At 79.3% G+C, this 1799-nt stretch carries 4 protein-coding genes; all 4 read left to right on the top strand.

Going from position 1 to position 1799, the window contains the following annotated elements; all coding sequences use genetic code 11:
• Positions 1 to 561: type II secretion system F family protein (locus tag ACXJKG_RS20960; RefSeq protein WP_456847645.1), on the top strand; the 561-nt coding region annotated here is incomplete at its 5' end.
• Positions 519 to 1151, top strand: a complete 633-nt coding sequence (locus tag ACXJKG_RS20955; RefSeq protein ID WP_456847644.1) for a type II secretion system F family protein — start codon at positions 519 to 521, stop codon at positions 1149 to 1151. The genes ACXJKG_RS20960 and ACXJKG_RS20955, both read left to right, overlap by 43 nt.
• 137 nt (positions 1152 to 1288) lie before the next feature.
• Positions 1289 to 1624 carry a DUF4244 domain-containing protein gene (locus tag ACXJKG_RS20950; protein ID WP_456847643.1) on the top strand — a complete coding sequence of 112 codons (336 nt, stop codon included), beginning with the start codon at positions 1289 to 1291 and terminating at the stop codon, positions 1622 to 1624.
• Positions 1621 to 1799 (top strand): TadE/TadG family type IV pilus assembly protein (locus tag ACXJKG_RS20945; protein ID WP_456847646.1); only part of this gene is annotated, 179 nt, incomplete at its 3' end. The genes ACXJKG_RS20950 and ACXJKG_RS20945, both read left to right, overlap by 4 nt.

The raw sequence follows: 1799 nt of genomic DNA, 5'->3' as shown, positions 1-1799 counted from the left end.
GCACCGAGCCGGTCCCGGGCCGGCCGCGCGGCTCGCACGGACGACCGCTCGCCCTCGAGGGACCTCTCCGCAGTCCTGCTGGGCGCGTCCGCGCAGCTGCGGGCCGGCGCGAGCCCAGCCGATGCGTGGAGCCGCGTGCTCGGCGACCCTCCGGCCGGCCCGGTCCCCACGGTGGGCGCACTCGTCCTCGTGACCCGTCGGTCCCGCCGTCTGCCGGGCGACCTGCAGCGGGCGCGTGCTGTCGTCGCCGCGACGCGGTTGTCCGACGACCTCGGGGCACCCCTGGCCGGCGTGCTGGACAGGATCGCATCGGCCGTGGCGGCCGACGAGGAGGCGGAGGGGGAGCGCCGGGCCGCACTGGCCGGACCGCGGGCGACCGCGCGGGTCCTCGCGTGGCTGCCGCTGCTCGGGATTGTGCTGGGCGGGCTGCTCGGGGCGGACCCGGTCGGCGTGGTGCTCTCGGGAGGACTCGGGACCTCCGCGGCGGTGCTCGGCGTCACGGCGCTCGTGCTGGGCCGGTGGTGGACCTCGGCGCTCCTGGCCCGCGCCGCCCGCCCGTGACGCCGCCCGCGCTGGCCCTCGTCGTGACGCTGACCGTCCTGGGGGCGACCGTGCCGAGGTGGGGACCGCCGCGCCGCGCGAGCCGGGGTCCCGCCGCCTCACGCGTGGTCGAGCGGGGGCGCGGCGACGGACGGGCGGCACGGCGAGGCCCGCATGCCGAGGCGGCCGTCGACGCCGTCCTGCTGCTGGACCTGCTCGACGTCGCGATCGCGACCGGCGTGTCGATCCCGCGCGCGCTGTCCGCGGTCGGGGCGGCCGTCGGGGGAGCCCAGGGCGCCGTCCTCGCGCGCGGCGGCACCGCGTTGGTCCTCGGCGCCCCGTGGTCCGCGGCGTGGTCGGGAGCGGGGGCGGCGCTGGTCGAGGTGGTCGGGGCGCTGGAGGCGAGCTGGGTCACAGGGTCTGCGCCGGGACCGGCGCTGCGCGCGCGGGCCGACCAGCTCCGCCGCGAGCGCCGCACCCGCGCCCGGGCCGCCGCGGGGACGCTCGGGGTGCACCTCGTCCTCCCGCTCGGGCTGTGCTTCCTGCCGKCGTTCGTGCTGCTCGGGCTGGTGCCGATGCTGCTCAGCCTGGCCGGTGACCTGCTCGGGTGACGCGTCTCGAGCCGTCCACAGCCCGCCCTCCCGGCCGCGGATCCACCGATCGCCGACCTGGCGTCCCCGCCGGGGCCGTCGCGACCGAGGCTGGCGTCGCGCCCGACGGTCAGCGGCGCACGACGAGAGGAGAGGTCATGACGATCGACGCCACCGGGACACGACCCGAGGACCCGCACGACGACGACCCGACGCCCGGCGGGGGGCCGGCCGCGCGCCCGGTCGCGCCCGTCAGGACCGCAGGTCTCGCACCGCACCGCCGCCGACCGGTCCTGCCGCGGACGGTGCTCGCCTGGCACGCCCAGGGCCGGCACGCGCGCGAGGAGCTGGCCGAGGCCGGGATGGCGACCGCCGAGTACGCGATCGCGACGCTCGCGGCGGTCGGGTTCGCCGGGCTCCTCGTGGTGATCCTCAAGGGGAACGAGGTGAGGGGTCTGCTGACGGGGATCATCCGGCAGGCGCTCTCGCTGTGAGCGCGGCGGCGGGTCGACGCGACCGCGGCAGCGTCACCGCCGAGCTCGCCGTCGGGCTCCCCGCCGTCGCGCTGCTGCTGGTGGCGGTGCTCACGGTCGGAGCGGCGGCGGTCGCGCAGACCCGGTGCACCGACGGCGCACGGGCCGGCGCGCGGGCCGCCGCCCTCGGCGAGGC

This window comes from Cellulomonas sp. P5_C6, from assembly GCF_054049635.1.
The sequence above is the reverse complement of the archived record's forward strand: the minus strand, read 5'-3'. Positions and strand labels throughout refer to the sequence as shown.

What these genes read in the sequence shown, in the direction of transcription:
- ACXJKG_RS20950 (WP_456847643.1), top strand. Translation starts at nt 1,289, where the DNA reads ATGACGATCGACGCCACCGGGACACGACCCGAGGACCCGCACGACGAC.